This window comes from Thiohalocapsa halophila (assembly GCF_016583825.1).
In the GTDB taxonomy this organism is placed as follows: domain Bacteria; phylum Pseudomonadota; class Gammaproteobacteria; order Chromatiales; family Chromatiaceae; genus Thiohalocapsa; species Thiohalocapsa halophila.
On the sequence record NZ_NRRV01000015.1, the window covers coordinates 44,606 to 69,560 of the forward strand.

General features: G+C 69.1%; 23 protein-coding genes and 1 pseudogene. 19 read left to right on the forward strand and 5 right to left on the reverse strand.

Annotation, left to right across the window (positions count from 1 at the left end; translation table 11 throughout):
- The first annotated feature begins 20 nt into the window (after positions 1-20).
- The 6 genes from CKO31_RS08360 (at position 21) to rnhB (ending at position 4,893) form a co-directional block, all read left to right on the forward strand.
- The gene (locus CKO31_RS08360; RefSeq protein ID WP_200235859.1) at positions 21-530 is read left to right on the forward strand and encodes an OmpH/Skp family outer membrane protein; all 510 of its coding nucleotides are present in this window, start codon (positions 21-23) and stop codon (positions 528-530) included.
- 35 nt (positions 531-565) lie between these two features.
- Positions 566-1,612, forward strand: a complete 1,047-nt coding sequence (gene lpxD / locus CKO31_RS08365; protein ID WP_200235861.1) for a UDP-3-O-(3-hydroxymyristoyl)glucosamine N-acyltransferase — start codon at positions 566-568, stop codon at positions 1,610-1,612.
- 253 nt (positions 1,613-1,865) lie between these two features.
- Positions 1,866-2,300: a 3-hydroxyacyl-ACP dehydratase FabZ gene (gene fabZ / locus CKO31_RS08370; RefSeq protein WP_200235863.1), complete on the forward strand. Its 435-nt coding sequence runs from the start codon at positions 1,866-1,868 to the stop codon at positions 2,298-2,300.
- Between the two features lie 3 nt (positions 2,301-2,303).
- A complete protein-coding gene (gene lpxA / locus CKO31_RS08375) occupies positions 2,304-3,086 on the forward strand; it encodes an acyl-ACP--UDP-N-acetylglucosamine O-acyltransferase (RefSeq protein ID WP_200235865.1) in 783 nt (260 codons plus the stop codon).
- The gene (gene lpxB / locus CKO31_RS08380) at positions 3,083-4,243 is read left to right on the forward strand and encodes a lipid-A-disaccharide synthase (RefSeq protein ID WP_200235867.1); all 1,161 of its coding nucleotides are present in this window, start codon (positions 3,083-3,085) and stop codon (positions 4,241-4,243) included. The genes lpxA and lpxB overlap by 4 nt, the downstream gene beginning before the upstream one ends.
- Entirely contained in the window at positions 4,240-4,893 is a 654-nt protein-coding gene (rnhB, locus tag CKO31_RS26755; RefSeq protein ID WP_322789114.1) for a ribonuclease HII, read from the forward strand. Before lpxB ends, rnhB begins: the two co-directional genes overlap by 4 nt.
- 415 nt (positions 4,894-5,308) lie before the next feature.
- Here rnhB and CKO31_RS26760 read toward each other — a convergent pair.
- Positions 5,309-6,202 (reverse strand): annotated as a pseudogene (locus CKO31_RS26760) (YihY/virulence factor BrkB family protein); the annotation flags it as partial.
- A gap of 83 nt (positions 6,203-6,285) precedes the next feature.
- Here CKO31_RS26760 and CKO31_RS08390 point away from each other — a divergent pair.
- From CKO31_RS08390 to CKO31_RS08430, 9 genes are all read left to right on the forward strand, one after another.
- Positions 6,286-6,834 (forward strand): peroxiredoxin family protein, encoded by a 549-nt coding sequence (locus CKO31_RS08390; RefSeq protein ID WP_322789115.1) that lies wholly within the window; start codon positions 6,286-6,288, stop codon positions 6,832-6,834.
- Positions 6,835-6,939: 105 nt separating this feature from the next.
- Entirely contained in the window at positions 6,940-7,104 is a 165-nt protein-coding gene (locus tag CKO31_RS08395) for a hypothetical protein (RefSeq protein WP_200235871.1), read from the forward strand.
- 237 nt (positions 7,105-7,341) lie between these two features.
- Positions 7,342-9,360: an alkaline phosphatase D family protein gene (locus tag CKO31_RS08400; protein WP_200235873.1), complete on the forward strand. Its 2,019-nt coding sequence runs from the start codon at positions 7,342-7,344 to the stop codon at positions 9,358-9,360.
- Positions 9,361-9,456: 96 nt separating this feature from the next.
- On the forward strand, positions 9,457-10,803 hold the full coding sequence (locus tag CKO31_RS08405) for a DUF2252 family protein (RefSeq protein ID WP_200235875.1): 1,347 nt from the start codon (positions 9,457-9,459) through the stop codon (positions 10,801-10,803).
- Between the two features lie 314 nt (positions 10,804-11,117).
- Positions 11,118-13,700, forward strand: a complete 2,583-nt coding sequence (locus CKO31_RS08410) for a tetratricopeptide repeat protein (protein WP_200235878.1) — start codon at positions 11,118-11,120, stop codon at positions 13,698-13,700.
- Entirely contained in the window at positions 13,700-13,993 is a 294-nt protein-coding gene (locus tag CKO31_RS08415) for a J domain-containing protein (protein ID WP_200235879.1), read from the forward strand. The genes CKO31_RS08410 and CKO31_RS08415 overlap by 1 nt, the downstream gene beginning before the upstream one ends.
- Positions 13,993-14,763: a nucleotide exchange factor GrpE gene (locus CKO31_RS08420; RefSeq protein ID WP_200235881.1), complete on the forward strand. Its 771-nt coding sequence runs from the start codon at positions 13,993-13,995 to the stop codon at positions 14,761-14,763. Before CKO31_RS08415 ends, CKO31_RS08420 begins: the two co-directional genes overlap by 1 nt.
- Complete coding sequence (locus tag CKO31_RS08425; RefSeq protein ID WP_200235883.1) at positions 14,760-16,520, forward strand: Hsp70 family protein; 1,761 nt, start codon at positions 14,760-14,762, stop codon at positions 16,518-16,520. Before CKO31_RS08420 ends, CKO31_RS08425 begins: the two co-directional genes overlap by 4 nt.
- 4 nt (positions 16,521-16,524) lie before the next feature.
- Positions 16,525-16,812, forward strand: coding sequence for a hypothetical protein (locus CKO31_RS08430; protein ID WP_200235885.1), 288 nt, complete (start codon positions 16,525-16,527; stop codon positions 16,810-16,812).
- A 177-nt stretch (positions 16,813-16,989) separates the two neighbouring features.
- Here CKO31_RS08430 and CKO31_RS08435 read toward each other — a convergent pair whose 3' ends face one another.
- The 3 genes from CKO31_RS08435 to CKO31_RS08445 form a co-directional block, all read right to left on the reverse strand.
- A complete protein-coding gene (locus CKO31_RS08435; protein ID WP_274607713.1) occupies positions 16,990-18,372 on the reverse strand; it encodes a glycoside hydrolase 100 family protein in 1,383 nt (460 codons plus the stop codon).
- 97 nt (positions 18,373-18,469) lie between these two features.
- A complete protein-coding gene (locus tag CKO31_RS08440; protein WP_200235887.1) occupies positions 18,470-18,835 on the reverse strand; it encodes a hypothetical protein in 366 nt (121 codons plus the stop codon).
- A 237-nt stretch (positions 18,836-19,072) separates the two neighbouring features.
- Positions 19,073-19,537 (reverse strand): hypothetical protein, encoded by a 465-nt coding sequence (locus CKO31_RS08445; RefSeq protein ID WP_200235889.1) that lies wholly within the window; start codon positions 19,535-19,537, stop codon positions 19,073-19,075.
- 204 nt (positions 19,538-19,741) lie between these two features.
- Here CKO31_RS08445 and ubiG point away from each other — a divergent pair, with 204 nt between their 5' ends.
- The 3 genes from ubiG (at position 19,742) to CKO31_RS08460 (ending at position 22,084) form a co-directional block, all read left to right on the forward strand.
- Positions 19,742-20,509: a bifunctional 2-polyprenyl-6-hydroxyphenol methylase/3-demethylubiquinol 3-O-methyltransferase UbiG gene (ubiG, locus tag CKO31_RS08450; protein WP_200235891.1), complete on the forward strand. Its 768-nt coding sequence runs from the start codon at positions 19,742-19,744 to the stop codon at positions 20,507-20,509.
- Positions 20,510-20,512: 3 nt separating this feature from the next.
- Positions 20,513-21,124: an NAD(P)-dependent oxidoreductase gene (locus tag CKO31_RS08455; RefSeq protein ID WP_200235893.1), complete on the forward strand. Its 612-nt coding sequence runs from the start codon at positions 20,513-20,515 to the stop codon at positions 21,122-21,124.
- A gap of 96 nt (positions 21,125-21,220) precedes the next feature.
- Positions 21,221-22,084 (forward strand): Uma2 family endonuclease, encoded by an 864-nt coding sequence (locus tag CKO31_RS08460; protein ID WP_200235895.1) that lies wholly within the window; start codon positions 21,221-21,223, stop codon positions 22,082-22,084.
- A 31-nt stretch (positions 22,085-22,115) separates the two neighbouring features.
- Here the strand turns inward: CKO31_RS08460 and CKO31_RS08465 are convergent, their stop codons facing one another.
- Positions 22,116-23,429, reverse strand: a complete 1,314-nt coding sequence (locus CKO31_RS08465; RefSeq protein ID WP_200235897.1) for a TRZ/ATZ family hydrolase — start codon at positions 23,427-23,429, stop codon at positions 22,116-22,118.
- Positions 23,430-23,834: 405 nt separating this feature from the next.
- On the opposite strand from CKO31_RS08465, the gene CKO31_RS08470 reads away from it, so the two are divergent.
- Positions 23,835-24,725: a phosphoribulokinase gene (locus tag CKO31_RS08470; protein WP_200235898.1), complete on the forward strand. Its 891-nt coding sequence runs from the start codon at positions 23,835-23,837 to the stop codon at positions 24,723-24,725.
- The last annotated feature ends 230 nt before the right edge of the window (positions 24,726-24,955 follow it).

A 24,955-nucleotide genomic window follows, 5' to 3' on the forward strand; every position in this document is an offset into this window, starting at 1 on the left:
TGTTGCCCTGTCCCTTTGGCATGCTGCGGATCGTGCTGCTGCCCAGCGCGCTGCTGTTGGCGGCGTCCGCCGGCGCCGCGCAGGATCTCAAAATTGCGGTCATCGACCCCAACCGGATCGTCGAGGAATCGCCTCAGTACGAGGAGGCGCGGCAGACGCTGAGCACCGAGGTTGCCGAGCGCGAAGCGGATCTGCTCGATCAGCAAGAGGCCGTCGATCGCCTCGAAGAGAAGCTCGAGCGCGACGGCGCGCTGATGAGCGAAGAGGAGGTCAAGCGGCTGCAGAACGACATCCGCGCCCGCAAGCGACGCCTGCGCTACGCCAAAGCCGAGTTCCAGGAAGATTTCGCACTGCGCCAGAGCGAGCTGCGTACCAAGCTCGTCAAGCAGGTGGAAGAGGTGGTGCAGCAGATTGCCAAGGAGCAGGACATCGACCTGATCATGAGCGAGGGCGTCGTCTATTTCAGCGAGCGTATCGACATTTCCGCGGACGTGGTCGAGCGCCTGACCGAAGAGTTCCGGAGTCGCTGATGCCCGATGGCAGCCTAGGGTGGATGGCCTGAGCGGTGGCGATTGCAGCCAGCGAGCTCGCGGCCGATCTTGGCCTGTCGTTACAGGGTGGCGATGTGACGCTCTCGCGCGTGGCGCCGCTGGATACGGCGGACCCGGGCAGCCTCAGCTATCTCGCGGACAAGCGCTATCGCGCCCACCTGGGCGAGACCCGAGCCGGCGCGGTGATCATCCGCAGCGCCGATGCCGACGCTGCCCCCTGCGCGGTGCTGCTCGCGGACAATCCGGAATTGGCCTTCGCCCACGCCGCGGCACGCCTGCACCCCCGTCGGCGGCAGGTGTCGGGCGTGCACCCGAGCGCCGTCGTGGACCCGAGCGCCGACATCCATCCCACGGCCGCCATCGGCCCCCTGTGCGTCATCGACGCCGACGTCCACATCGCCGCCGATGTCGAGCTTGGGCCGCACTGTAGCATCGGCGCCGGGGCCTGCATCGGCGCCGGCTCCCGGCTGGTCGCGCGCGTCACCCTGTGCCCCGGTGCTCGCATCGGGGCCAGAAACCTGCTCCATCCGGGCGCCGTCATCGGCCGGGAAGGCTTCGGCTTTGCCAAAGACGGCGAGCGCTGGGTGCGCATTCCCCAAGTGGGCGGTGTCCGCCTCGGCGACGACGTGGAGATCGGCGCCAATAGCACCGTGGATCGCGGCGCCATGGAGGACACGCTCATCGCCGACGGCGTCAAGATCGATAACCTCGTACAGATCGGCCACAACGTCGTTATCGGCGAGCACACGGCCATGGCGGCGTGCTCGGGCATCTCCGGGTCCACGCAGATCGGCGCCCGGTGTACCGTCGCCGGGGCCGTGGGCATGGCCGGTCATCTGCACATCGCTGATGATGTGCATTTCACCGGCATGGCCATGGTCACCCGCTCACAGGCTGCTGCTGGCGTTTACAGCAGCGGCATCCCCGCCATGCCGAACGCCGAATGGCGTCGGATCATCGCCCGTTTGCGCCGGCTGGATGTGCTGCACGCGCGTGTTCAGCAGTTGGAGCAAGCCCTGACGGAAGCCGGACAGAACGGACCAGCGCCGCCTAGCGAGTAACAATCCCGTAACCTACTCAGCGGCGCGCACCAGCCCCCGGCGGGCGGGCGCCATGCGCTAGCGCGCCGTCGCCGCGCGCGCCGCCGCCACCGATTCAATAACAACGTCGACCAACGGACCATGCTGCAAGACCCGCACCGCTTAGTCAGCCGCTCGGCGCCGTTCGAGCCACGCCGCTGCGGCGGCGTGTGCACCGCGGCGGTCCGCCTTGCAGCAGCATCCCGTCCGGGTCCTGGAGGCAGCATTGACAACGATGGATATTCACAAGGTGTTGCGTCTCCTGCCGCACCGCTATCCGTTTCTACTCATCGACAAAGTCCTGGAGTTCGAGCCCAACGAGCGCCTGCTTGGGCTGAAGAACGTCAGTATCAACGAGCCCTTCTTCACCGGCCACTTCCCGGTGCGCCCGGTGATGCCCGGCGTGCTGATCGTCGAGGCCATGGCGCAGGCGACCGGACTTCTGGCGATGGAATCACGGCCGGACGAGGTGGGTGAAAAAGCCCTTTACTACTTTGTCGGCATCGACAAGGCGCGCTTCAAACAGCCGGTGGAGCCCGGCGATCAGCTCTTCCTCGACGTGCGCGTGATGAACGTGAAGCGCGGTATATGGAAGTTCGCCGGCGAGGCCCGCGTGGACGACAGAGCGGTCGCCACCGCCGAGATCATGTGCACCGCCCGGGATTTCTGAGTCTTGAGCCCACAGCGTATCCACCCCAGCGCCATCGTCGATCCGTCTGCGGTCGTCGCCGACGAGGTCGAGATCGGGCCCTATGCCATCATCGGCGCCGGGGTCGAGCTTGCGCCCAGCTGCGTCATCGGGCCGCATGCGGTGCTGCGCGGACCAACGCGCATCGGCGCGGGCACCCGGGTGTTCCAATTCGCCTCTGTCGGCGAGGACCCCCAGGATAAGAAATACGCCGGCGAGCCAACGTCCCTGGTCATCGGGGCGCGCAATGTCATCCGCGAGTGCGCGACCATTCATCGCGGTACGGTCCAGGACAAGCGCGAGACACGCATCGGCGATGACAACCTGTTCATGGCCTATACGCATGTGGCCCACGACTGTGTCATCGGCAACAACGTCATCATGGCCAATGCGGCCTCCCTGGGCGGCCATGTGGAGGTCCAGGACTGGGCCATCCTCGGCGGCTTCAGCATCGTGCACCAGTTCTGCCGCATCGGGGCACACAGCTTCAGCGCCATGGGCACCGTGATCGCCAAGGACGTGCCGCCCTATCTCACCATCGGCGGACACCCGGCCCAGCCGCGCGGCATCAATGCCGAGGGATTGCGGCGCCGGGCCTTCTCGGCGGAGGCCATTGCTGCGCTGCGCCGCGCCTATCGGCTGCTCTACCTTGCCAACCTCAAGCTCGCGGACGCCGTCGGGCAGATCCGAGAGCTCGCCAAGGCGCAGCCGGAGCTGGCGCCGCTGGCGGACTTCGTCGCCGACAGCACGCGTAGCATCGTGCGGTGAGCACGCGGCTCGGCATCGTCGCCAACGAGCCCTCCGGCGATCTCCTGGGCGCTGCGCTGGTGCAGGCGCTGCAAGAGCTGCTGCCGGACGCCGAGCTGGTGGGTGTCGCCGGCCCCCGCATGCAGGCGCGGGGCTGCGTGAGCCTGATGCCGCAGGAGCGCCTGTCGGTGATGGGGCTTGTGGAGGTGCTCGCCGTGCTGCCGGACCTGCTGCGCGCCCGCGCCGAATTGGTGGCGCATTTCACCCGGACACCGCCGGCGGCCTTCGTCGGCGTCGATGCGCCGGATTTCAATCTCGGGCTCGAGCGGCGGCTGCGTCGGCACGGCATTCCCACGGTGCACTTGGTCAGCCCGACGGTCTGGGCCTGGCGGCGGGGTCGGGTGCGGGCCATCCGCCGCGCCGTGGACCTGATGCTCTGCATCTTCCCCTTCGAAGAAGATTTCCTGCGCGCCCACGGCGTCGATGCCCATTACATCGGGCATCCGCTCGCCGACGAGATCCCGCCCGAGGATCAGGGCGCCGCGGCCCGCGCCGAGCTCGGCATTGCCGCGGCGGACACCGTCGTTGCGCTGCTCCCCGGCAGCCGTCGCAGCGAGGTCTCGCGGCTCGCGGCGCCCATGCTGGAGACGGCGCGCTGGTGCTGCGCACGCAAGCCCGGGCTGCGCTTCGTCGCGCCCATGGTCTCGGACGGCCTGCGGGCGCTGTTCGAGGCGGAGCGCACGCGCGTGGCTCCGGCGCTGGACGTCCAGCTCCTCGCCGGCGGCAGCCGCACCGCCATTGCCGCCGCCGACGCGGTGCTCACCGCCTCCGGCACTGCGACCCTGGAGACCCTGCTGCTGCATCGCCCGATGCTGGTGGCCTATCGGCTCAATGCCCTGACCTTCGCCCTGGTCAAGGCGCTGCGGCTCATCAAGGTCCCCTATGCGGCCATGGCGAACCTGCTCGCCGGCGAGGCCCTGGCGCCCGAGTTCATCCAAGGCCGCTGTCGTGCCCCGCTCATGGGCCCGGCTCTGCTCGCCATGCTGGACGACGCGCCGCGCCGGGCCGAGATCCGCCAACGCTACGCCGAGATCCACGCCCTGCTGCGGCGTGACGCCGCGCGCAGCGGCGCGCGGCGTATCCTGGAGCTGCTGGCGGCGCGGGAGCGGGCGGCGTGAACACGTGGCCGCACCCGGACGCGCCGGCTTTGGTGGCGGGCGTGGACGAGGCCGGCCGCGGCCCGCTGGCGGGACCGGTCTACGCGGCGGCGGTGATCCTGCAGCCGGCGCGTATTCCAGACGGACTCGATGACAGCAAGCGCCTCACGCAAGCGCTGCGCGAGACCCTGGTGCCGCGCATCGAGGCCGCCGCCGATGCCTGGGCCGTGGCCTGGGCCAGCCACCTGGAGATCGACCGGCTCAATGTGCTTCAGGCCTCCATGCTGGCCATGCGGCGCGCGGTGCTGGCGCTGCGGCTCACGCCGACCTTGGCGCTGGTGGACGGCAATCGCTGCCCCGACGCTTTGCCTTGCGTCGCCCGCGCCGTGGTGGGCGGCGACGGCTTGGAGCCCGCCATCAGCGCCGCGTCCATCCTGGCCAAAGTCGCCCGGGACCGCGAGATGCAGCGCCTCGATGGCGAGCATCCGCAGTACGGCTTCGCGCGTCACAAAGGCTATGCCACGGCGGAGCATCTGGCGGCGCTCAAGCGCCATGGCCCCTGTGTGATCCACCGGCGCTCCTTCGCACCTGTGCGGGCGCTGCTGGCGGATGCCCCGGGCGCAGGCCGATCCGACCCCCGGGCGCCTCGGTGTCGGCCGCCAGCTCCTTGAGGCTCATGTCACCGAACGCCTCGTCGATGGCTTGCTGCAGGCGCTCCTCCACGGCGGCGACAGGGGTGCCGGCCGGCAGCGCCGGCGTCGTTGCCGGGGCCTCGCCATAGCGGCGGACCTGGCGCAGCAGTTGGCGCAGCTGCAACTGCTCTGGAGCCTGCGCCGGCACATAGCAGGGCGGATCGCTGGCCGTCGGCACCAGATAGCCGCCCTCGCTCAGCATGCCGAGCAGTGTGCGCACATTCGTGAGCGGCATGCCGAGGCCGTGGGCCAGCTCCTCTTCCCCCGCGGCATCCGCGCCGCTGTAATGGCGGCGCACCACCGCCTGCATCAGCAGCAGTGCGAGCCGCTCGCGGAGCCTGTTGCTGAGCCTCAGGTCGCGGTTGCGGCTCGCCAGGTACTCGGGATACTGGACATAGAAGGCGATGTTGGCGCCGATCAGCACGATGAGCCAGGCGATGTAGAGCCAGATCATGAACAGAATCAGGATCGCCAGACCGGAATAGATGGCCGCATAGCGTGTCGAGCCGGCCATGAACTGCGCGAACAGATTGCCCGCCATCAGCCACAGCACGCCCGCCACCAGCGCCCCCACCAGGGCCGGCACCAGACGCACCCGGGTGTTCGGAACGAAGTTGTAGACGAAGGCGAAAGCCAGCGTGATCAGCACGAAGGGCACCAGGCTCTCGGCGACCTGGAGCAGCCAGCCAAGGGGCTGGATGTCCGTGAGCGTTTGCACCACGACGTTGCTCCTCAGGGAGGCCGAGGCCGCCACCGCCGAGAAGAGCAGGACCGGGCCCACCAGCAGCACGCTCAGATAGCGGCTGAAGCGCTCCGCCAGCGGCCGCTGGCGCTCGACGTGCCAGGTTATGTTGAACACCTGCTCGATCTTCGAGATCAGCGACAACACCGACCACAGCAGGACCGCCAGGCCCACCGCGCCGAGCACGCGCACATTGGTATTGTCGACATAGTCGATGATCCGCTCGGCCACTTCCTGTGCGCCGTCACCGAGTGGCTGGAGCGCCTGCAACAGCATGGGCTCCAGCTGGTTGTGCACGCCGAAGCCCTGAAGCACCGAAAAGCTCACCGCCAGCAGTGGCACCAGGCTCAGCAGCGTGGTGTACACCAGGCTCATGGCCTCCAGGGTCAGGCGGCCCTTGCTCAGGTCCCGACCGATGGCGTACGCCATGCGCAGGGGCAGGCGCAGGCGCTGCTGCCAGCCCGGGAGCGCGGCGGCATCGCCCCAAAGCAGGCGGTCCCAAGTGCCCGCGACATCGTCAGTGGAAAAGTGTGGAACAACGCTCATGGTAACCTCGCCGGCGCAGACAGACCCGCGAGCCGCCGTGCGACCGGCATGCACGCGGCAACATCTCAGGAGGAATCACCCACGTGAAGCACTCTATCACTTCGACCCTGCTCGCTGCGCTCGCCGCGGCTTGCATGCTCGCGCCGGTGCAGGCAGCGGCGGACACGCCCGGCGAGCCCGCGGCGGCCGCCGAATTATTGGACCCCCTGCCCGAGAAGCCCGCTGCGCCCGTTTTCGAGCTCCAGGGGCCGGGCGGCGACACCTACAGCCTGGCGGACATGCAAGGCAAGCCCGTGATCGTCAATTTCTGGGCCACCTGGTGCCCGCCCTGCCGCGCGGAGATGCCGGCCATGCAACGCGCCTGGGAGACGCTGCGAGACCAGGGCGTCATGCTCTTGGGCGTCAATGTCGGCGAGAGCGAGGCAGACGTCGCGGCCTTTGCCGAGCAGCTCGACCTGGACTTCCCGCTGCCCATGGACACCGACATGAGCGTCTCCCAGCAATGGCCCATGAAGGGGCTGCCGACCACCTTCGTCGTCGACCCGCAAGGGCGCATCGTCTACCGCGCCCAAGGCGAGCGGGAATGGGACGACGCGGCATTGCTGGACCTGGTGCGCGCGCTTCGCCGGTGACGGAGCGCCCGGCGGTGTTGACCGCCCTCGCGTCGGCACCATCTCCTTCGCAACCGCAACTTCCCGGACGGTGCGCAGGCCGCGTTACACCTGAGTGATCTCGGCATGCTCATGGTCACGACCTGGGAGGAGGGCACCCCCGTCTACCAGGTCTTCACAGAAGACGGCGAAGAGATCACCGCCGACGACGGACCTCTGTCGGCGGGGGCCTGTGCCGAGTGCCACACGGACCCCAGCTGCGTCGCCGGGCAATGCGGGCGGATCGAATAGCCTCAGCAAGTTAGAATGGGGGCGACGGATCATCCTAGAAACGGTAGTTGAACGGCCCTCACCCGGGAGGTGGCCTTGAAATCGGTGCGGATTCTCAAATTGCGCAAACACTCTTAGCTGCGACGAAGCGGTCAACTGCCGTTTCTAGGATCATGCCCCCGCGCCGCTGAGAAAACGCCGATTGCTTGGCCAGGATGGCCAAGCAATCGGCGTCTCCGCAAAGCCTGCTTCGGACTATTGCAAACCACCGCACCCGCTGCCGTCCTGCCCCCGATCATCGCCGGCCCCATCGCCCGCCGGGTCACCTCGAGCCGGCTCGTGCTCTGGCTGGCGCTGAGCGCACCGCTGGACCTGCGCCTCTACCTTTACCGCGCCGGTGAGGCGGCGCCGCTGCTGACGGCGGACTTTCCCTCTGCGACGGCAGAGCAGGTGCGCCTCGGCGAGCATGCCTTCGTGCGGCTGATCGACTTGCAGCCGGCCGAGCCGCTGCCGGTCGACGAGCTGCTGGAATACGACCTGCGTGTGACCCCGGCCGGCGACGCGGGCAGCCCCGGCGAATTGCTGACCAAGCTGCTGCCCGACCTCTGCTACCCGGGCCAGGCCCGCCCGACGCTGGTGATTCGCTCGCAGCTGACGGACCTCGTCCATGGCTCCTGCCGCAAGCCTCACTTCGACGGGCCCGACGCCCTGCTGCGCCTCGACGACCTGATCGGCGCCGCGCCTGCTGATCCCATGAGCCGGCCCGCGCTGCTGGTGATGAGCGGCGATCAAATCTACTGCGACGACGTCGCCGGCCCCATGCTCGCCGCCATCCACCAGGTCATCGAGCGCCTCGGGCTCTATCCGGAGCGGCTCGCCGGCGCCACCGTCGCCGACAGCACCGAGCTGATGGCCACGGACGCCGGCTACTACCGCCGCGAGGAGCTGCTGCCCCACAGCAGCGCCAACCGCGCCTTGCAGGACATCTTCTTCGGCGGTGCGAAAAAGCCCATCTTCACCACCGCCTCGGCGCACAACCACCTGATCACCCTGGCCGAGGTAGCGGCCATGTACCTGCTGGTGTGGTCGCCGGCGCTGTGGCCGATGATCCACCTGGACCGCCATCGCCCGCCACGGCCGCTGCCGGCAAAGCTCGCGGCCCGCTACGCCGCCGAGTGTCCGGTGATCGAGCGCTTCGGCGACGGGCTCGCGCGGGTGCGCCGGGCGCTCGCGCATCTGCCCGTCTACATGATCTTCGACGATCACGACATCACCGACGACTGGAATCTCACCCGCGGCTGGGAGGAGGCCGCCTACGGCCATCCCTTCTCCCGGCGCATCATCGGCAATGCGCTGATCGGCTATTGGCTCTTCCAGGGCTGGGGCAACGACCCGGCGCGCTGCGGCGAGCTGCTGGAGGCCGCCCGCCGCTGTCTGCCGCCGGAAGGTAGCGAGCGGCCCGCCGCGAGCACCGAGCCGGCGCCCGCGGCCGACCCGACGCCGGTGCCGCCGCTGGCCACCGAGCCCGACAACGGCTCGCATCTCCATGACCAGCTCATCGACCGGCTGCTGGACTTCGAGCACTGGCACTACAGCCTGCCCACCTCCCCGAAGCTGGTGGTGCTGGACACCCGCACCCACCGCTGGTGGTCCGAGTCGAGCCTCGCCAAGCCCTCTGGACTCATGGACTGGGAGGAGCTCTCGGAGCTGCAGCAGACGCTGATGCACCAGGAGGCCGTGGTCATGATCTCCGCGGCGCCGGTACTGGGCGTGAAGCTCATCGAGAACGCCCAGCGGGTGTTCACCTGGCTCGGCCTGGCGCTGCTGGTGGACGCCGAGAACTGGATGGCCCACCCGGGCTCCGCCAATGTCATGCTCAACATCTTTCGTCACCGGCGCACGCCGCGGCATTTCGTGATCCTCTCCGGCGACGTCCACTACAGCTTCGTCTACGACGCGGTACTGCGCTTTCGCACCCACACGCCGCTGATTTGGCAGATCACCTCGAGCGGCCTCAAGAACGAGTTCCCGCACGCCCTGCTGCGCTGGTTCGACCGGCTCAACCTCTGGCTCTACGGCACCAGCTCTCCGCTCAACTGGCTCACCCGCCGTCGGCGCCTGCGCCTGCGCGCCCGCCGTCCGGACGGCAACCGTCGTCGGCGGCTCTACAACGGCAGCGCCCTGGGCCGGGTGCGCCTGGATGCCAGCGGCACGCCGGTGGACATCCGGCTGCTGACCGCCGACGGCGGCGAGGTGGCGTTTCCAAAGCCGCCCTGACCGCGCCGCCAGCCTCGCTGACGCTGGCCGCCGCAACAGGCCGCCGAGCGCACAGCCTGATCCTCCAAGCGATACCTCCTACACCGAGCCGACGCGATGACCGATCCAGACGGCACAGCACGCCAGAACCTGATCCGCGCCGAGCTCCGGCGCGTGGACGGCGCCGACCCCGGCGCCTGGGCGCCTTCGCCCAAGCATCGCAAGATGGCCGCGAGTCCGCTGCGCTTCCTGCGCGGCTCCGCGCAGCTCTATTACGCGGACCTGGCCAACGGCACCTTGCAGCTGCCGCAGGCGCTGCTCGCGCGGGTGCCGACCACCGCGGTCATGGGCGACTGCCATGTGTCCAACTTCGGCTTCCTCACCGAAGAGGGCTCCCACGGCGACACCGTGGTCTTCTGCCCCAACGACTACGACGACGCCTGCATGGGCCACGCCCACTGGGACCTCGCCCGCTACATCGCGAGCCTGGTGCTGGCGGCCGACTTCTGCCGCGGGGTGCTGGACGGCCGCTATGCCTCGGACGAGGTGGACGACCCTGCCGACCTGACGGCAGCCACCGACGAGGATGCCCGCGAGGCCGGCCGCGCCTTCCTCGACGCCTATATCCGGACCTGCCGAGAGGGCGTCGACGACCCAAGCCGGCGCGACAGTGCGTTGACCAAATTCCCCAAGGGCCATGTGCTGCGCAAGCCCTGGAAGAAGGCCAAGCGGCGCCGGGCCGGCGGTCGCGACTTCACCGCCAAGAGCACGCTCGCGAAGGAGGTGGAGATCCGCGACGGCCGCCCGCGCTTTCGCGACCGCCCGGGTCGCTTCGCGGCCCTGGAGCCCGCCCGCGCCCGGCAGGTGCACGCGGCCTTCCGGCCCTATGTGGACGACGCCGTGCTGGACCTGGTGCTGCGCCTCGGCGCCGGCACCGGCTCGGTGGACCTGGAGCGCTTCTACCTGCTGGTGGGCCCGGAGCACTTCGCCGGCGACGCCGATCTGCCGCTCTGCCACGTGGTGGAGGTCAAGCAGCAACGCCCGGCCAGCCCCTTGCACCACTTCCCGGACCTGCGCCCGGAGAACCGCCTCGACCCGGCACACCTCACCGTGGACTGCCAGCGCCTGATGCAGCGCAGCCCGGATATGGTGCTGGACGAGGCGGTCTGGGAGGACAAGCACTGGCTGGTGCGCTCGCGCCACCACGCCCGCGTCGGCATCGACCCCGAGGACGTCGCGTTGGCGAAGAAGAAGCCCGGCAAAAGGCTCGCCGCCTATGCCGGCGCCTGCGGCGAGGCCCTGGCACTGGCCCATGCCCGCGGCGACCGCCGCTCGACCCGGTTCGAGGCGGCCATGGCCCGCGTGCTGGCCGAGGAGACCGATGCACTGCTGGACGCCGCTGGCGGCTACGCGGCACGCCTCATCGCCGATCGGCAGCTGCTGAAGGCGGTTATGTCATGCTGAATCTGCCGCCCTCAGGGGAGCGGCGATGGCGGCATGAGCAGGGCGCCCAAAGCCAGCGCCGCCATGGCCGCAGCCCGCGGCCGGGGCGTGCAAGTCGGCTCAACGGGCGAAGCGGGGCAATTGCCCGCACGCAGTACGCCGCGCGGCTGCAGGATGCCAATCTCTTGACCACCTGCGAGCTGGCGCGTTTTGCATTAAGGTGTCGTCGTGCAGACGGGGGTCGCGCCGAGCAGCCTGGTGCCTGATGCGCCAGGGCCCGGCAAGTGTGTCCCCACCCAGACGCGCATCGAGACCAACCGGCCAACATCCTATCCATGTCGAAGAAGCAGAAGCGGCGCAAGCCGCGCGGCGGCGGTCAGCAGCACGAGCAAGCGACGCCGGCGCTGGAGCGCCGCGCCCGCGAGGCGCTGGCCGCCGAGCACTGGCGTGACGCCATCGCCGCCTACAAGGATCTCGTCAAACGCGAGGACCGCGCCGACTGGCGCCAGGGGCTCGCCGACGCCTACGCCGGTCGGGCCGGCGAGCTTACCGCCAAGGGCATGCTGAAAGAGGCCCTGGCCATTTGGGAGAACCGCGCCGCGCTGGGGCCGAAGCGCGCCATGGCGCCGGAGCACGCAGCGCTGTTGATACGCTTGGGCCGGCCGGCGGCGGTGGTCGACCTGCTGACCGGCGGCACCGCCGACGAGCTGCCCAAGGCGCAGCGCGAGGCGATCCGTGCCCAGCTCGCGGCGCGTGTGCTCGGCGGCGATGTCGGACTCTTGGAGCACTTGCCGGTGGACGAGCCGGTGCGTCGCCATGCCCAAGCTGCAACGGCGGCGCTGGCAGCCTATTGCGAGGGCGACGACGCCGCGCTGCAGGCGGCCCTGGCCGACATTCCCTTCCGCTCGCCCTACCGCGACTGGGTGCAGATTCTCAAGGCGCTGCTGCGGCATGTGCAGGCCCCCGCCGAGGCGCAGTCGCTCCTCCAGCGCGTCGACGACGATTCGGCGTTCGCGCCCATGAAGCGCGCCGCCACCCTGAGCCTGATGCCGGAGACGGCGTTTCTCGACGCCGCCGCCGACGCCGGCCCGACGCTGGTGCGCGTCGCCTGTGTGCTGCGGGGCTGGCCCCCGGCCCGCATTGCGCTGTGGGAGGAGCTGGCGCGGCTGGAAAACGATCCGAGCCCCACGGCACTGATCCGGCTGCTGCAACGTCACCGCCAGGTCCTCGGCGACGACTGGGTGCGACGCAAGTCCCTGAGTCTGGCCGTGCATGCGGACAGCGACGACCCGGAGCACTGGCTGTACCACGTTGGCGGGCCGGAGCCCGACGAGCTCGAGTCGGCGCTGCTGGAGGCCTGGACCATAAGTCCGCGGGACGATGCCTGGGATGCCTTGGACTCTTGGCACCGCTGTGCAGAGCTGCTGGAGCAGCGCTGGCGCACCAGCAAGGCGCCCGACCCGGAGCTGGCGCTGCACATCGCGCTGCTGCTGCGCCGGGGCGATGCCGAAGGCGACATACTGGCGCCGCAGGTGACGCCCAGCGGCGACCCTGACGACTTCGACAGCATCGCCGCCGAGCAGCTGGAGGCCAGCCTGTCATGGGATCCGGACGACAGGGCCACCTATCTGCGCCTGATCGGCTACTATCGCCGCGGCCGTTGGCTGAAGAACGCCCGCCGGCTGCTGGAGCAGGCGCAGTCGCGCTGGCCCCGGGACATGGCGCTGTTGGAGGCGGCGATGGACATCGCGCTGGACGCGGGCTCCTTCAAGAAGGCGGCTACCCTGGCCAGGCAGATCCTTGCCATCGATCCCATCAACAGCGCCGTGCGCGGGCGTTTGGTCAAGGCCCATTTGGCGCACGCCCGCAAGCAGGTGGCCAAGGCGCGCACGGACCTCGCCCGCAAGGAGCTTGCGACGGCCCATGGCTGGGCAGGAGACGAGCACACGCGTGAGCGCGTCGCGCTTGCCACCTCGCTGTTGGCCGTCAGCGACGCGGACGCGGCGGACACGCGTACCCTGCGCGAGCAGATCCAGGCACAGCTCAAGCAGGGGGCAGGGCTTGCCATGCGCTTGGAGCTGGCCATGGCCGCCGACGGGCTGGGTCTGTCGCTCGGCACCCTGAACCGTCGGCTGCAGCTCAAGAAGCCGACGCTGCGCGATCGCGACGACCTCGTCGCCTCCCTGGCGAGGCTGCGCGCCGCGCTGGACGAAGACCAAGAACCGAGCACCGAGACGGCACAGATGCTCGAGGGGGCCCTGCCGAAGGCGCCTTGGAGCGCCCTGTCGCGCACGGAGCTGGAGACCGCCTGCGACACGCTGAAGCGCTCCCGGCTCCACAAGGCCCGTCAGCAGGCGGCGACGACGGCGCTGAAGCGCTGGCCGGGTGAGCCCATCTTCGAGCTGCACCGATTCGAGGCCAAGTATCCCCGCGGCTTCGATTTCCGCGCCATGAAGGATCTATGGACCCTGGAGCAGGCACTCGAGCGCGCCCATGACAACGGCGACACGCGCACGGCGATGCGCATCCAAGAAGTGCTGCCTGGTCCCGGCTTCGGCGGCGCTCCCCCGAGCTTGCCCCCCATGCCCTTCCCGGGCGCGGGCAACGCCGCCGACGACATGGCGGTGCCCGAGCACGTCATCGACTTAATGCGCATTCTCGGCATCAAGAAGGTGCTGGAGATACTGGGGGCGCCTCCCGAGGTCATCCGCCAGGTCCGGGACATCGAGCGCCAGCTCGGCGAAGACGCCGCGCACGACATGCTGGTGGACCTGCTGGACCAAGGGGCCGATCTCGATCCCTTCGGGAATTGGCCCGCACCCGACCCCGAGCCGCCGCAGCGCGGCCGACCCAGGGGCCGGCGTCGCGATGACGCCGACGATGACGACGATATGCCCGAGCAGCTGGATCTGTTCTGATGCGTGATCCCTATTTGGTCCTGGGGCTCGACCCCGATGCCGATGACAGCGCCGTCGAGCGCGCTTATCTGGAGGCGGTCAAGCACTGCCCCCCGGAGCGCGACGCGGCCCGCTTCAGCGCCATCCGTACGGCCTATGAGCAGCTGCGTACGGTGCGTGATCGGGCTGCCTTTGCGCTGTTCGACACGACGCCGCCGACGCCCGCCGACGTTCTGGACAAGGCGGCGCCCGTTGGCGCCCCGGGCCGTCCCGAGCGCGCGCTCATCGAGGCCTTGCTGCGAGGCGAGTCCTGATGGACACGGCCACCAAGGATGCGCTGACGGCGCAGTTTCGCGCTTATCTGGATGCTGCCGAGACCGCCGCGGATACGGCCACCGAGCCGGCCGCCGACCAGGTGCCAGAATCCGCGCCGGATCTCTTCAGCCTGCTGACGGAGCTGGCCGCGCTCAAGAACGAGGTCAAGCTGGAGTCGCGCCAGGTGAAGACCGCGCTGGAGGAGTTCCGCGGGCTCTTCGACACCCTGCGCGAGGCCCAGACCCGGCTCGGTGACGAGCAAGCGCGCGGCTGCGAAGAAGCGCGTGCGGGCGAGCGCCGCGCGCTGCTGCTGGCGCTGCTGGAGCTGCGCGATCGCATGCAGGCGGGGCATGCGCAGGCCGAGCGCTTTCGCCCCGGCTGGCTCGGGCGCCGGCGCCGTGCGCCCCAGGTCATTGCCGCGCTGGCCGAGGGCATGGCTATGAGCCTGCGCCGCCTGGATGAGATCCTGGCGCGCAGCGGCGCTCAGCCGCTGGCCGCCGTCGGCCGCCACTTCGATCCCCAGCGCATGCACGCCGCCGAGCTGACCCGCGACCCGGCGCGACCCACCGGCGAGGTGGTCGCCGAGCTGCGCCCCGGCTGGCTGCTGCATGGCGAGCTCCTGCGTGCCGCCGAGGTGGTCGTCAACCGCCCCGACGCACCCCGAGCCCCCGAGCCTATCCCGGATCAGGCACCGGATCAGGCATTGGACCAGGCACCGGACCAGCCATCGGCAAAGCCCAAGCATCAGACCACGGAGTCAGACCAGTGAGCGACCCCATCATCGGCATCGATCTCGGCACCACCAATTCGGAGGTGGCCGTAGTTCAGGACGGGCGCCCGCAAGTGCTGGAGGTGGACGGCGGCAAGCTGCTGCCGTCCGTGGTGGGGCTCGCGGACGACGGTACGCTGCTGGTGGGCCAGGCCGCGCGCAATCAGTACACCCTCTACCCCGAGCGCACCATCCGCTCCGTGAAGCGGCGCATGGGCGAGGATGTGCACCTGAGCCTCGGTGAGCAGTCCTACCGCCCGCAGGAGATCTCGGCGCTGATCTTGAAGCGCCTCAAGCGTGCGGCGGAAGAGGCCCTGGCGCAGCCGGTGGCGAAGGCCGTCATCACCGTGCCCGCCTATTTCTCCGACGCCCAGCGCCAGGCCACCCGCGACGCCGGCGAGCTGGCGGGCCTGGAAGTGGTGCGCATCATCAACGAGCCCACCGCCGCAGCGCTCGCCTACGAGGCCGACCACGAGGGCGCGCGCACCATTTTGGCGTACGACCTCGGCGGTGGCACTTTCGACGTCTCCGTGGTCCGCATGAGCGGTGAGGTCACCGAAGTGCTGGCGAGCCATGGCAACAACCAGCTGGGCGGAGACGACTTCGACGCCCGGCTGGTGCAGCATGTGCTGGACTACCTCCGGGACAAGGAGGATGTCGAGGTTGGCGAGAACCGCGGCGCACTGGCGCGCATCCAGCGCGCCTGCGAGACGGCCAAGATCGCCCTCACCGACGCGCCCTACGCCCGCATCGACGAGGAATACCTGCTGGAGCACGACGGCCGCGCGGTGAACTTGTCGCTGGAGATCGACCGCGGCGACTACGAGTCGATGATCGAGGGCTACGTCGACGAGACCCTGGAGGCCGTGCACATCGCCCTCAAAGGGGCGGGGCTCGCCGTCTCGGACCTCGACGAGGTGCTGCTGGTGGGCGGCGCCACGCGCACGCCGCTGATCCAGCGCCGCCTAGAAGAGATTCTGGGCATGCAGCCCCGGGCCGAGGTGGACCCGGACCTGTGTGTGTCCACGGGCGCCGCCATCCAGGCCGCCGTCATCGCCGGGGAGCAGGTGGCCTCGGTGCTCGTGGATGTGACGCCCTACACCTTCGGCACCAGCGCCCTCGGTGAGCTGGACGGCGAGCTCTATCCATACACCTATGTGCCGGTGATCCGCAAGCACACGCCCGTGCCGACGACCAAGAGCGAGGCCTTTCGGACCCTCCAGGACGGTCAGGCGAGCATCGACGTGCGGGTCTACCAGGGCGAGGACCCGGATGCGCTGAGCAACACCGAGATCGGCGCCTTCCGCGTCGAAGGCCTGAGCGATGTGCCTGCGGGCAACCTGATCGTCATGACCTTTTCGCTGGACATCGACGGCATCCTAGAGGTGACCGCCCGCGAGAAGCGCACCGGCTTGGAGAAGGCCATCACCATCGACAACGCCACTGCCCGCTTCGAGGCCCACGAGCTGGACGCCGCCCGCGAGCGCCTGTCCGCACTCATCGAGGGCGAGGCCGAGCGCGTCAGCGAGGATGGCACTGGCGCATCGAGCGAAGCCGGGGAGCGGCGCGAGGCCGTCCAGGCCCGCGCCCTGGTGGAAAAGGCCGAGCGCCTGATGGCCGACGCCAACGCCGAGGACAAGGAAGACCTGGTGAATCTGGTGGAGACCGTCCAAGACGCCCTTGCCGCCAACGATATGGCCGCGCTGGAGCCGGCCGTGGCCGAGCTTTCGGACCTGGTCTACTATCTGGAGTCCTGAGTCGGTGGAGCGCTGCCCCAACTGCCGTGCCCGCACCGACGGCAGCCCCGAGTGCCGCCGGTGTGGAATGGAGCTCAAGCTGTTGCAAGCCGCGGAGCAGGCGGCCGAGCAGGCGCTGAGCGAGGCCCTGTCCGAGCTAGCCCACGGCCGCCCAGCCGCCGCTGCCCGCGCCGCCGAGCGCGCGCTGTCCCTGAAGCGCACGCCGATGGGGGAGCAGGTGGCGCGCTTCGTGCGGCTGCGCCGGGATGCGGCGGCTCGAGATCTGCTGCAAGACCTGACGGCGCGATCCTAGCACTTGATTTGAGCCAATTTCGCAGGCTCCCTGCTCGGCAGGGGCGGAGCAGATGAATCAAATCGAAGTCTCTGGTCCTTGGGGGAGGGTGATCGCGCTCGGATGCCCGATCCCGATCCCGATCCCGAGTGCAAAGTTGCCTGAAACGCTGCACTCGGGAGGTGTTCCCTTGCACCCTCAGTCCGCCAGCTCGCGCTGGTCTACGGCGCAGAACATATCCAGCAGCTTGTCGTCCTCGACAATCTTGTGGCCCAGGATGTAGCCGGCGGCGGACCAGACCTGACGCAGGTGCGCACGGCGGCCGATGAGATTGCCGGCGCGGCCGTCGTAGTACTCGGGAAAATTCGCCTGCGGTAGGCCATGGTCGGCGACGTCCAGCGCCAGCTGCGCCAAGTCCCCGCGGCCGGTCTTCATGGCGGCGGCGACGAAGGCCCAGATGAGCACTGGCCAATTGCCGCCGTTGTGATAGGACCAGGGCACGTTCTTCGGGTCGCTGCCGGTCATGAACATCCACTCCTTGCCCACCACCGCCGGGTAGACCAGCTTGGCGGGCATGTTGCCGACCAAGTCCTCCCAGCGGTCCTGATACAGGCGCATGATGCCCTGGGCCTCGCGCTGGCTGGTGATGCCGAAGATCACCGCCAGCAGGTTGCCGAGGGCGAAGAAGCGAAAATCCATGCGCCCGGGGCCCAGGTTGCCCACCAGAAAGCCCGCCCGCGCCGGCAGCCAGTCGACGATCCACTCCGGAATGGACTCCGGGTAGATGTTCAGCATGTTGACGCTGCCGGTGCCGAACTCCTCGGTGCGGTAGCGGTGGATCTCGTTCAGGCGCTCCAGGTCCAGCCAGTAGAACAGCTGGATGTAGTTGCGCAGCATATTGGCGCGCTTGTCGGCGAGCGCGATGATGTCGTGGGACTCCGGCGTGTCCCGCAGCAGCTCCACCGCGCTCACCAGCATGCCGTAAAAGAGCGATTGGATCTCCAGCGGATGGCCGTAGACGCCCATGCGCCGGTCGATCATGAAAGAGCCGTCCGGCACCAGCAGGGTCGGGAAGACCTCGAAGCCCTCGCGCAGCGTCAGCTCCAGAATGCCGCGCAGCGCGCGCTGGACCTCCGGCTCCAGCGCCAGGGCCTTGTCGCCGGTGGCGCGGCAGTAGATGTTGAGCAGGATCACCCACCACATCATGGCGTCCACCGGCGCCACCCGGCCGATGGCGTGGTCGCCGAAGTCCGCCCGCATCCGCTCCTGGCCCTGCTCGTCCAAGCCGACGCGGAAGCTCGCGGGCAGCACCGCGGGCTCGATCTCGTGGCCGTGGATGCGCTGGTGCTGGCTGCGCAGCCGCAGCACCGTGCGCAGGAAGTTGCGCACGATGTCCCCCTCGCCGTCAGCCAAGAAGACCAGCGCCGAGGGGATGAAGTCCCGCACGAAGCAGTCGTGATAGTTCTCGGCTTCCGCGCTGCCCTCGGCAATGGCGGCGACGGTCCCCACCGGCTCGCCGCCGTAGGTCATCACCGAGCCGCGAAGCAGCTCGTAGGCGGATGCGATGGCGTCTTCGTTCAAGCGACTGGACTCCGGGGCTGGGTGTGACGGCCGCGCGGCTCGGCGGCGGACGCGGTTGTCAGAGCAAGTGCGCAGCGGCTGGCATCAGGACATACGCTCAGCCGAGCGCCTCGCCCACCAGGCGGTTGGTGAGCAGCAGTGCCGCCACCGTCAGCCCCAGAAAGGCGAGTGCCAGCAAACCATACCAGCCGCGGGCGAGACCCCGCTTCAGCCGCGGCCAACCGGCCATGTCTGCGGTGGCAGGCGGCGGCACGGATTCGAAGGTGGTGATGAACACGGCGGCACAGACACACCAGAGGAAGCCAACGATGGCCGGCAGCAATACCGCATCGCTGCGCTGCGGATCACCGAAGACCACGAGATAGGCCGCCGCCAACAACAGGAGCGCCGCCAGTGCGCTGAATACGGACAGCGCGGGCCGCAGCCAGCGCGCGACGCTTTGCAGGCGGGAGAGTACGGACATGGCTCTTGGCGCTCGCTGCTCGAACTGCATTGATGGTGATGCCGTTTGGCGCTGCTGACAACGCCCGGCTGTCATCGGGCCGTCATCGCAAGCGGATCGCTGCGCCGCTCGACCCCCGAGTCATTGCCAATGGAGGCGCTGCTATTGAGCGGCTGGTCGGTCGCTTCGGCTGCGCATGGCGGTTGCCGCGATGAGCCGGGATTCAGGGCGGCAGGGGCGCGCTCGTCGGGTGACGCCTCAAGGGGTGGAGGGTCCTTCGCCGGGCGCTGGCGAGTCGACCGCGCCCGGCGGCGGCAGCCCGATGGCAGCACCCGGCAGGAAGCCGAGGTCCGCTGCGGTTTCGGCAGCCGCCGCGTCGATGGTAAAGACGTGGATGCGGCCCGTCGGCGCGCCGCAGACCTGCGCATGGTGCATGCCGTCCGTGGTGGTGCGCGCCGCGTGCACCTCGATGCCGGCGGCGGTGAGCTGCTCGCGCATGGCCGCGATGGACGTGCCGCTGTCGGGCTCGCACTGCCGGCTGCCGTCGGGCTTGAAGACATCGATACGCCCCGGTGCGCCTCCGGGTGCGCCTCCGGGTGCGCCTCCAGTCGGCGACCCGAGCCCCTGCCCAGCGCCGGCTGCCATAACGATGACGGTCTGGGCGAGCCAGAGCGCACCCAGGATAAGCGCGAGTCTGGCGGCGAGTGGCAGGGGCAGGGGCATGGTCATCTCGGGGCCGATGGTCGATGCGCCCGATTTTAACCCCGATTCTGACCAAGCCAGGCGCTCGCTGTTGGCGCCCAGCATTGGTACCCAGCGTCGGTACCCAGCGCGGGACCGGATCTCGTCCGGCCCGCCTTGGTTGCAATGTCGGCGGCCTAGCCAGATATCCGCAACAAGCCCGCTGTTGACACTGCCGCATTCGCCATGACCGCCGTCCATCTCACCGCTCCAGACATCGACCCGAGCGAGGTCGAATACTTCGAGAAGCTCGCCCACCGCTGGTGGGACGACCAGGGTCCGTTTTGGCCGCTGCACAAGCTGAACGCCTTTCGGCTCGACTATGTGCGCGATCGCCTCTGCGCCGCCTTCGGCTGCGACCCCGACGCCGAGCGTCCGCTAGAGGGGCTGGAGATCCTGGACATCGGCTGCGGCGGCGGCATCCTGAGCGAGTCCGTGCATCAGCTCGGCGCCAAGGTCACAGGCACCGAGATCACCGAGAAGAACGTGCGCGTCGCGGAAATCCACGCCAACTGGAGCGGCGCCGACATCGACTATCAGCTCATCACCGCCGACGACCTCGCCGCCAGCGGCGCCAGCTTCGACGCCGTGCTCAACATGGAGGTGGTCGAGCACGTGGAGCACCTGCCGGACTTCCTGGCCAGCTGCGCCAAGCTGGTGCGCCCGGGCGGTGTGATGGTGGTGGCCACCATCAACCGCACGCCGGTGGCCTGGCTCAGCGCCATCGTCGGTGCCGAATACGTTCTCGGCTGGCTGCCCAAGGGCACGCACCACTATCGCAAGCTGGTGAAGCCCAAAGAGCTGGCGGCGGGCCTGGGGCCCGAATTCCAGGTCATCCACGAGACGGGCGTGCGCGTGAACCCCCTCAACCGCCACTTCTCCTTCAGCGGCTACAAGGGCATCAACTACATGATGGTCTTTCAGCGCGCCGGCACCGCCGGCAGCGGGGCCTGAGCCATGCAGATCGCACTCTTTGGCGCCACCGGCGGCACCGGCCAACAGGTGCTGGAGCAGGTCCTGGCGGCCGGGCATAGTATCAAGGCGCTGGCCCGCGACCCCGCCAAGCTGTCGACCCGCGAGGGCCTCAGCGTGATCCAGGGGGACGTGCTGGACCAGGCGGCGACGGACAGCTGCGTCGAGGGCACGGATGCGGTCATCTGCGTGCTGGGCACGACACCGGGCAGCGAGCCGGTGGAGGCCGCCGGCACCGAGCGCATCCTGGCGGCCATGGACAAGCACGGCGTCAAGCGGCTCATCGCCGTCAGCTCCATGGGCGTCGGCGACAGCATTGATCAGGTCAATTTCGCCTTCCGCATCATCATGAATCTGACGCTGAAGCGCATCATGCAGGCCAAGGCGGAGCAGGAGCGCCTAATCATGGCGAGCGACACGGACTGGACCATCGTTCGCCCCGGCGGGCTCACCGACGCGCCGGCGAGCGGCGAGTACCGCGCCGGACTCGACAAGTCCATCAAGGCCAAGCGGGTGTCGCGCGCCGATGTCGCGGACTTCGTGGTCAAGCAGCTCGCCGATCGCAGCTATGTCCGCCGGGCGCCGGCGGTGAGCTGAAGGCGTCCACCGGCGGGCCGCCAACCGCCTGCTTGACCCTGTCCTAACCCGCTGCTGCAATGGGCAAATCGCCCACCGCCCGTCTCCGAGCGAGCCATGAACGACCCCGCTGCTGCCCCGCCGCGCCTGCCTACGGAGGACGACCTCGAAGCCATGGTCGTGGGGGCGGACGGCTCCGTGTCGCCGGAGGTCGTGCGGCTGCCCACCGAGGACGACCTCCCGAGCGACGACGGAGAGCCCATGGAGACTTGGCGCCACCGCCTGCAGATGGACCTGCTCATCGACGCCCTGCTGCCCTGGGCCGAGGCGCGCGGCGACTGCTTCGTCGGCGGCAACATGTTCTTGTATTTCAGTGACGAGCATCTGCAGAACAAGGACTTCCGAGGCCCCGACGTCTTCGTCGCCCTAGGCGTCTCGCCTCGCGAGCGCAAGAGCTGGGTCGTCTGGCAGGAGGGCAAGGCGCCGGACCTGGTCGTCGAGCTGGTCTCCAAGACCAGCCGCCACGTGGACAAGGTCGAGAAGAAGCAGGTCTATCAAGACCAGCTGCGGGTCGCCGAGTACTTCTGGTTCGATCCCTGGGCGCCGGAGGACTTCGCCGGCTTCACCCTCGTCGACGGCCGCTACCAGCCCATCGAGGCTGCCGGACCCGGCCGCATCCCGAGCCCCCTGCTCGGCCTGACACTGGGCTGGTGGGACGGCACCTTCCGCTGGGTCGAGACCCGCTGGCTGCGCTGGTGGGACGCCGACGGCAACCTGCTGCCGACCCACACGGAGCTTGCTCAAGCCGACGCCGACGCCGCCCGTGCGAACGCCGAGGCAGAGAAAGCGAAAGCCGGCGCCGCCCGGGCCGACGTCGAAGCGACTGAGCGCCGGCTCGCGGAAGAAGCCCGGCGCGCCGAGGCGGCCGAGGCCGAGCTCGCGCGGCTGCGGGCGAAGCTGGGGGAGGGCGGCGGCGACTGATCGTCAGCCGCCCCTGCAAGCGCCCGCGCACTCACTCCTGCGCGATTCGTGCTCCCCACTGCCGCGCCGCTTCGATGATCGCGGGCGGGTCCAGCGTCAGCGGCGCGCCGTCGCGCAGCACTTGGCGGCCGCGGATCCAGACGTGGCGCACCTGGTGGCTGCCGGCGGCGTAGACCAGCTGGGAGCAGGGGTGATAGAGCGGCTGGGTGTGCGGGTCCCCCAGATCCACGGCGACGATGTCCGCCGCCTTGCCCACCTCCAGCGAGCCGACGGTGTCCTCCAGTCCCAACGCCTTGGCCCCGTTCCAGGTGGCCATGCGCAGCGCCTGCTCCGCCGGCACGGCGTTCGCGGAGCCCGCCACACCCTTGGCCAGCAGGGCCGCGGTGCGCATCTCGCCGAAGAGGTTGAGGTCGTTGTTGCTGGCGGCGCCGTCGGTGCCGAGGGCGACATTGACGCCGGCCGCGAGCAGGTCCTGCACGGGGCAGAAGCCGCTCGCGAGCTTCAGGTTGGACTCCGGGCAATGCACCACCTGGGTGCCGGTGTCCGCCAGCCGCGCGATCTCGTCGTCTTCCAGCTGGGTCATGTGCACCGCCACCAGCTGCGGACCCAGCAGGCCGAGGCGGTCCAGCCGGGCGATGGGCCGCTCGCCGTGGGCGCGCAGCACCTGCTGCACCTCGTCCCGGGTCTCGTGCAGATGGATGTGCACCTGCACCTCCAGCTCGTCTGCCAGGGTGCGCACGCGCGTCAAGGGCGCCTCGGAGACCGCGTAGGTGCTGTGGGGAGCGAAGGCCGGGCGCACCAAGGGATGATCGCGATAATGCTCGTGCAGCTCCAGGCCCCGGCGCAGATACTCGTCGGCGTTGTCGGCGTAGCGGGTCGGGAAGTCGACGACGATCATGCCCGCCAGCACGCGCATGCCGGCCTCGGCACAGACACGCGCCGTCACTTCCGCATGGAAGTACATGTCGTTGAAGCAGGTGATGCCGCCGCGCAGCATCTCCAGCAGCGCCAGCCGGGTGCCGTCGGCGACGAACTCCTGGTCCACCCAGCGGCCCTCGGCGGGCCAGATGTGCTCGTGCAGCCAGGTCATCAGCGGCAGGTCGTCGGCCAGCCCCCGCAGCAGGGACATCGGCGAGTGGGTGTGGGCGTTGACCAGTCCCGGGATCAGCGCGTGGCCCGGCAGCTCCAGGGTCTTGGCGGCGTCGATTTGCGCCTCGGCCTGCGCCCGCGGCAGCAGGGCGGCGATGTGCCCGTCGACGACGGCGAGGCTGTGGCTCGCGAGAGTGCTGTCGCTGGCGTCCACGGGCAGGACCCAGTCGGCGTGGATCAGGAGGTCTGCTTGCATGGCTTCTGTGCGTCGGGGTTGGAGAAGCGAATGGTGGCGGCGTCTGCCTGACGCCGCGCCGGCGCAACGGCGGGCCGCCGCCAAAGTCACGGCCGGCGCTCGCGCGCGGCGACGAGCCGCCGTTCTAGCGCAACCGCGTCGGGGACGCAAAGCAGGTTGCCCAGCTGCCCGTCGCGCCGGGAGCGCGGGCTTGCAAGCCGGTTCTCTGCGGCACTTTCGCACGACGCAGCACACGCCGGCGCGCATGCGCTCCAGCCGCGGAGCCTGTCGCAATTGCGAATTGCATTAACCTTTGTGATAGTGTGCATTGCAAAAGTAGACGCAGCGCCTCCAGCTGTAACGAGGCTCATCCGGCACAGCGCTCGCGATCACGGTATCGCGGCTGTCATCCCCCGGAGGAGACCAATGTCCAGAAAGCACCCGATCATCGCTGTCACCGGCTCGTCTGGCGCCGGCACCAGCACGGTGAAGAACGCGCTGGAGCACATCTTCCATCTTGTGGGCGCACGCGCCGCCTTCATCGAAGGGGACAGCTTCCATCGCTACGAGCGCAAGGCTATGGCCGAGGAGCTGCAAAAGGCCAAGGAGGAGGGACGGACGCTGAGCCATTTCGGACCGGAGGGCAACCTGTTCGACAAGCAGCTGGAGTTGTTCACCTGCTATGGCGAGTCGGGCACCGGCGTGCGCCGCAAGTACATCCACAACGAGGAAGAGGCAGCGCGTCACGAGGGGCCGCCTGGAACCTTCACGGATTGGGAGCCCATCCCGCCGGATACCGACCTCCTGTTCTACGAGGGGCTGCACGGTGGCGTTGTCCACGGTGATATCGACATGGCCGCCAGGGTGGACCTGCTCATCGGCGTTTGCCCGACCATGAACCTGGAATGGGTCCAGAAGATCCATCGCGACACGCGCGAGCGCGGCTACAAAGAGGATGACGTGAAAGACGCCATCTGGCGGCGCATGTACGACTACATGCACTACATCCTCCCGCAGTTCTCCCGCACACATATCAACTTCCAGCGCATCCCGCTGACGGACACATCGAATCCCTTCGCGGTGAGCAGCATCCCGACGCCGGACCAGAGTCTGGTGATGATCCATCTGCAAAAGCCCAAGCCCACCGTCGATTACAAGCTGAGTCTCAAAGGACTCATCGATGACTCGTCCATCAGCGGCTTGAACACGCTGGTGATTCCGGGCGGCAAAATGATGTACGCGATGGAGCTGATCCTGACCGAGCGCATTCTGGGGCTGATGAAGCAGCGCGGGCATCTCGATCCCGACGCCGAGTAGGTGGGCGCGGCGCGGCGGGGGCACCGCGCGCTCTCCGGCGCGTTTTGAGTGCACCGCGTCGGCTTGCCGGCGGGCGCAGCCGGCCTGACCCCATGGTCCCGCCAGAGGGCAGCGTCGGCGAGCCGGTCGCAGAATCGAAGCTCCCAACCCCTTGAGCCTTTGCCGCCTAAGGTCAAGAATGCCGGCATGATGGTCGCTGACCGCGCCCGCCGCAGACGAGAGCCTCCGAC